6 protein-coding genes are annotated in these 5861 nt (G+C 73.0%); 1 reads left to right on the plus strand and 5 read right to left on the minus strand.

The features are described 5' to 3' along the window. From K206_RS0110555 to K206_RS0110570, 4 genes are all read right to left on the minus strand, one after another. On the minus strand, positions 1–858 hold an 858-nt coding region (locus tag K206_RS0110555; RefSeq protein WP_020423739.1), incomplete at its 3' end, for an oxaloacetate decarboxylase. Between the two features lie 20 nt (positions 859–878). Next, positions 879–1763 (minus strand): CoA ester lyase, encoded by an 885-nt coding sequence (locus K206_RS37945; protein ID WP_020202381.1) that lies wholly within the window; start codon positions 1761–1763, stop codon positions 879–881. 8 nt (positions 1764–1771) lie between these two features. Next, complete coding sequence (locus tag K206_RS0110565; protein ID WP_052165848.1) at positions 1772–2773, minus strand: tripartite tricarboxylate transporter substrate binding protein; 1002 nt, start codon at positions 2771–2773, stop codon at positions 1772–1774. A 113-nt stretch (positions 2774–2886) separates the two neighbouring features. Then, the gene (locus K206_RS0110570; RefSeq protein ID WP_020202383.1) at positions 2887–3852 is read right to left on the minus strand and encodes a tripartite tricarboxylate transporter substrate binding protein; all 966 of its coding nucleotides are present in this window, start codon (positions 3850–3852) and stop codon (positions 2887–2889) included. Positions 3853–3986: 134 nt separating this feature from the next. On the opposite strand from K206_RS0110570, the gene K206_RS0110575 reads away from it, so the two are divergent. Beyond that, the gene (locus K206_RS0110575) at positions 3987–4898 is read left to right on the plus strand and encodes a LysR family transcriptional regulator (protein ID WP_020202384.1); all 912 of its coding nucleotides are present in this window, start codon (positions 3987–3989) and stop codon (positions 4896–4898) included. A gap of 164 nt (positions 4899–5062) precedes the next feature. Here K206_RS0110575 and K206_RS37950 read toward each other — a convergent pair. Continuing rightward, positions 5063–5861 (minus strand): pyridoxal-dependent decarboxylase (locus tag K206_RS37950; protein WP_020202385.1); only part of this gene is annotated, 799 nt, incomplete at its 5' end.

A 5861-nucleotide genomic window follows, 5' to 3' on the forward strand; every position in this document is an offset into this window, starting at 1 on the left:
CTCGCCGCCGGTGTCGACGGGCGGCTCCATGCCGCCTTCCAGCAGCCGGCGCAGCGCGTCCAGCCCATCGGCCATCCCCTGCGCGGCGGCGCCGGGCAGCAGCGTGGTCAGGCTGACGCGGCGCACGCCGAGTTCGCGGATGCGCCGCAGCGGCAGGCTGGCCGACGACGGGCTCGGCGCCAGCCCGGTGCCGATGCTCAGCGTGACGGGAATCTCCAGCGCCCCGACCAGCCGCTCCACGTTCGACGCGGTGCGCGGCGCGATCGGCAGCAGCAGGTCCGCGCCGGCCGCCTCATACGCCCGCGCGCGCGCGATCACCTGCTCGGGCGGCTCGCAGGCGAAGGCGTCGGTGCGGGCGATGATGAGGAAATCCGGGTCCCGCCGCGCGGCCCGCGCCGCGCGGATCTTGCCCACCATCTCCGCCACCGGCACCACTTCCTTGGCCGCGCCGGCGCCCCAGCGCCGCGGCACCACCTGGTCTTCGAGGTTGAGCCCGGCGGCGCCGGCTTCCTCGAACAGCTCCACCGCGTAGTGGACGCCGCGCGCGTTGCCGAAGCCGGCGTCGCCGTCCGCGGTGATCGGGATGGCCGAAGCCCGGACCAGCCGGCGGCAGTGCTCGACGGTCTCGGTCAGCGTCAGCAGGCCGATGTCCGGCACGCCCAGCAGCGCGTACGAGAGCATCGCGCCGCTGATGCAGGCGCTGCGGTAGCCGGCCTGCTCGACCAGCCGCAGGCTGAAGACGTCGTGCACGGCCGGCGCGACGACGAAGGCTTCCTCGCGCAGCAGCGCGCGCAGCGCGGCCCTGGCCGCGGCCGGCGTGGGGCGCGGCGTGGGAGGCGTTGAGGTGTTGGTTTCCATGCGAGTCTGCGCGCGCGCCGTCATGACGGCATGCACGCGGCCATGCGTCCGCGCGCCAGCAGCAGCGCGGCGCGGCGCCGCGCGCTTTCGGTCTCGTGCGGCAGCGCGCCGTCGTCCTCTCGCAGCGCGCCGGCATCGCGCACGGCCAGCGCCGCGCGCGCGGCGTCCAGCTCGCGCGCGGTGGGCGCGTAGGCCGCGTTCACCACCGCGACCTGCTCCGCGTTGACGCAGGTGGCGGCCTGGAAGCCGAACGCCCGCGAGCGCCGCACCATCGCCGCGAACTCGTCCGCGTTGCGGTAGTCGACCACGCTGGCGAGATAACCGAGCGGCACGATGCCGGCCGCGACCGCGGCGAAGATCATCTGCTGCTTGGGCAGGCGCAAGGTGTCCTCGGACGACACCATCGCGCATTCGCGGGCAACGTCCTCGCCGCCCAGCCCGATCGCCACCAGGCGGCGGCTGGCGCGGCAGATCTCTTCCATGCGGCCGATGGCCGCGGCGGTCTCCACCAGCGCGATCAGCCGGATGCCGCCGGCGGCCAGCCCGCGGCGGCGCTCCCACGCGCCGACCAGCTCGTCGACCAGCATCAGGTGCTGCGCGCCCATCGCCTTGGTCATCATGATGGCGTCGGCGCCGGCGGCGACCGCGTGCTCGATGTCGGCGGCGGCCAGGTCCATGCGCCGGTTGATGCGCACCGCCACGCCCATGCCGGCGGCGCGGCACGCGGCGGCGGCGCGCGGCAGCGCCTGCCGGGCCTGCGCCTTGTGCGGATAGGGCACGAAATCCTCGAGGTCCAGGATGGCGGCATGCGCGCCGCTGCGCAGCGCGTCCTCGAGCCGCCGCGCGTCGTGCGCGGGAACGTACAGCAGCGATAGCCAGGGCAGCGGCGTGGCGTCTTGGGTCATGGGTTCGGTCAGTCGGCGGTGATGTGCTGCGAGACCACGATCTTCTGGCGCAGCTTGTATTCGCGGTGGATCAGGTCGGTGAACTGCTCGGCGGTGGTGGACTGCGGCAGCGCGCCGTTGCGCTGCAGGACCGCGACCAGCTCCGGGCTGCGCAGTGCGCCCGCGCTGGCGTCGCCCAGCACCTTCCGGACCGCGGGCGGCAGGCCGGCGGGGCCGGCCAGGCCGAACCACGCCATGTTGTTCATCTCCGGCAGGCCGGCCTCGGCGTAGGTCGGCACGTCCGGCAGCTCCGGAATCCGCTTCGCCGACGCCACCGCCAGCGCGCGCAGCTTGCCGGACTTGATGAAGGCCAGCGAGGACGACACGTTGTCGAACTGCGCGGCGACCTGCCCCGCCACCGTGTCGGCCAGCGCCGGGCCGGAGCCGCGGTAGGGCACGTGCGCGATCTCGGTGCGGGTCAGGCGCTTGAACAGCTCGCCGTCGAGATGGGCGATGCTGCCCACGCCCGAGGTCGCATACGAATACTTGCCCGGGTTCGCCTTGAGCAGCGCGATGAATTCCTGCAGCGTGCGGGCCGGGATGTTCGGGTTGACCGTCACCACGTTGGGCACGAAGGCGATCAGCGAGACCGGCGTGAAGTCGGCCATCGGGTCGTAGGCCGGCTTGCGCGAGGTCAGCGGCGCCGTGGCCAGCGTGCTCACGGTGGCGATGCCGAGCGTGTAGCCGTCCGCCTCGGCGCGCGCCACCGCGGCCGCGCCGATCATGCCGCCGGCGCCGGCGCGGTTGTCGACCACCACCGGCTGCCCCAGGCGCTTGCCCAGCTCCAGCGCGAAGGCGCGGCCGACGATGTCGGTGGTGCCGCCGGCGGCGTAGGGCACGATCAGGTGGATCGGCCTGGACGGATAGGCCTCGGCTGCCGGCGCCGTGCCGGACCAGGCCGCGGCGGCGATCAGGAACAGGCCGGCGGCGCGGCGAAGCGGTGCGTGGCGAAGCGGAGTCGGCTTGGACATGGAGGACATGGCGGGCGCGTTGGCGAGAGGGGTCGGCATGGTGACCGTGGAGGAAAAGGAAAAGGCGGCGGCCGCGGCCAGCCGCGGCGCGATGTCGCGCGGGCCGGCCATCGTCATTCCTTCGGCATGCTGGCCGCGAGCTTGCGCATGACCGCCTGGCGGCCCGCGATGTCCCTGGCCCAGGCGTCGCCGTCGAGATAAGCCAGCACCGGCGCGTCGTTGCCGGCCTGGCGCAGGTAGTCGGGGTCCCTGAGCGTGGCCTGGATGGCCTGCCGCAGCCGCGCCACCAGCGCCGCCGGCACGCCGGCGGGCACGGCGATGCCGCGCTCGGCCGGCATCACGTCGTCGATGCCCTGCTCGCGCGCGGTGGGCACGTTCGGCACCGAGGCCGCGCGCCGCTCGCCCATCTGCGCGAGGATCTTCAGCGGCACGGCCTCCTTGCCCACGTCCTGCATCTCGCCGGTGGTCACGGCGGCGAAGTCGATATGGCCGCCGAACAGCGCGGTCTTGGACTGCGAGGTGCCGTTGAAGGGGATGTCGTTGAGCTTCACGCCGCCGGCGTTCTGCAGTTGCAGCAGCGCGAGATGGCCGTTGGTGCCCACGCCGTTGTGGCCGAACGAGAGCGAGCCGGGGCGCTGCCTGAGCGCCGCCACCACCTCGCCCAGCGTGTTGTACGGGCTGTCCTTGCGCGCCACCAGGATGGTCGGGTCGCTCAGCACGCGCGCCACCAGCCGCAGCGCGGCGGGATCGAACTGGGTCTTGCGGTACAGCGGCACGAACGCCATCGCCGGCAGGTTCACCACGCCGATGGTGTAGCCGTCGGCCGGCGCGCGCATCAGCCCGATGTTGGCGATCTCCCCGGCCGCGCCCGGCTTGTTCTGCACCACCAGCGTGGCGTGGCCGCCCAGGTGCTTCTGGATGAACGGCGCCATCGTGCGCGCCATCGTGTCGGTGCCGCCGCCGGCGGCGAAGCCGACCAGCACCTGGATCGGTTTGTCGTCGGGCCATTGCGCCAGCGCGCCGGCGGCGGCGGTGGCCAGCAGACAGAAGCACAGGGCGCGCAGGCCGCGTTTGCTCATGATTCTTCACCGGGGCGTAGTTGGACAATGCGACAAAGATACGCAGCCCCCTCTGATGAAGAAAGCGACAAATATTCAATCCGTCACGTGAAGAAAAGGAATATGATCCGTCCCCATCGATCCGGGGGCCGCCGATGACGCTCAAGCAATTGGAAGCATTCTTCTGGGCCGCGAAGCTCAACAGCTTCGCGGTGGCGGCCAGGCGCCTGCATGTGACGCAGTCGACCCTGTCCAAGCGCATCGCCGAGCTGGAAAGCGACCTCGGCAAGCCGCTGTTCGACCGCACCGGCCAGCGCGCCGTGCTCACCGACGCCGGCGAGCAGCTGGTGGCGCACGCCACGCAGATGCTGGACATCGAGAGCCGCATCCGCGCCGACCTCGACGTGGCGGCGTCGCTGCGCGGCACCACGCGCTTCGGCATCAGCGAGCTGGTGGCCTCGACGTGGTTCCCGCGCTTCGTGGCGCGCGTGCGCCACCTGCATCCCAACCTCGCGCTGGAGCCGCAGGTGGACCTGACGCGCAACCTCGAGCGGCGCCTGGAGCGCGGCGAGCTGGACTTCGCCATCGTGCCGGGCCCGGTGCCGTCGACGGCGCTGTCGTCCGACCTGCTTGGCGAGCTGGAATACCGCTGGATGGCCGCGCCGCAGCGCCTCGCCGCCGGCACCCGGCTCACGCCCGCGCACTTCGCCGACAACCCGGTCATCATGCTCAGCGCCGAGGCCGGCCTGTCGCGCGCGCTGGAGAACTGGGCGGACAGCCAGCAGATCGTGATCTCGCGCGCGGTGGTGTGCAACAGCCTGTCGGCGGTGATCGCGCTGGTGATCGCCGGCGTGGGCATCAGCCTGTTTCCGCGCGCCTACGTCGCGCCGCTGATCCGCGCGGGCAAGCTGGCCGAGCTGTCGAGCACGCCCACGCCGCACAACCTGCGCTACTGCTTCCACTGGCGCAGCGGCGACGCGCGCTCGCTGGTGTCCACGCTGCGCGCGATCGCCGGCGAGGAGGCCGACTTCGCGGCGGCGTCGGCGCTGTGGCCGCTCATCGGCTGAGAAGTCGTTTCAAAAAGATCCTGGCGTCGTTGCGGGGCACGGCAAGTACCACTTGTACTGTCTGCGGCCCCGCGCCTGGCCAGGACCGCTTCGCTTCATTTTGAAACAACGTCTTGGGCACTGGTTAAAGCCCCGCCGGGGCCGCGCCGGCGTTCAGCGTGCGCTCATTTGCGTCCACTCACCTGCGCCAGCGCCTGCCTGACCGCCGCGACCGCCCGCGCCACGTCGTCGCCGGTGGTGCGCCAGTTGCAGACCGAGACCCGCATGCAGCGCTGGCCGCGCCACGTGGTGCCGCCGAAGTAGGCCTCGCCGCCGGCGGCGACGGCGGCGATCACCGCGTCGGTGTGGCGCTCGTGGTCGGCGGCGCGCGCGCCGGCGCCCGGCGCCGGGAAGCGCACCAGCCCCTGGTTGACCTCGGAGCGCCACACCACCTCGGCGCCGTCGAGCGCGCCGATGCCATCCACCAGCGCGCCGGCCAGCGCGCTGGTGCGCTCCAGCAGTTCGGCCACGCCCTGCCGGCCCAGCTGGCGCAGCGCCGCGTAGGTGGTCACGGCGCGGCCGCGGCGCGACCACTCGGCGTTCCAGTCGAGCGCGTCGCGCGCGCCGTCCACCTGCAGCAGATAACTCTCGCGGTGCGACATCGCGGCGAAGTGCGCGGCCGGGTCGGCCACGAAGGCGTAGCCGCAGTCATACGGCACGTTGAGCCACTTGTGGCCGTCGGCCACCCAGGAATCCGCCGTGCCGGCCGCCGCCACCAGGTGGCGCAGGCGCGGGCTGGCCGCCGCCCACAGGCCGAACGCGCCGTCCACGTGCACCCAGGCGCCGCGCGCGCGCGCCAGCGGCACCAGCGCGGCGAAGTCGTCGTAGGCACCGGTGTTGAGGTCGCCGGCCTGGAGCACCACGATGGCCGGCACGCCGGGCTCGCTGTCCAGCGCGAACTGCAGCGTGGCGGGCGCCAGCCGG

Source organism: Cupriavidus sp. WS (assembly GCF_000395345.1).
Classification (GTDB): Bacteria; Pseudomonadota; Gammaproteobacteria; order Burkholderiales; family Burkholderiaceae; genus Cupriavidus; species Cupriavidus basilensis_B.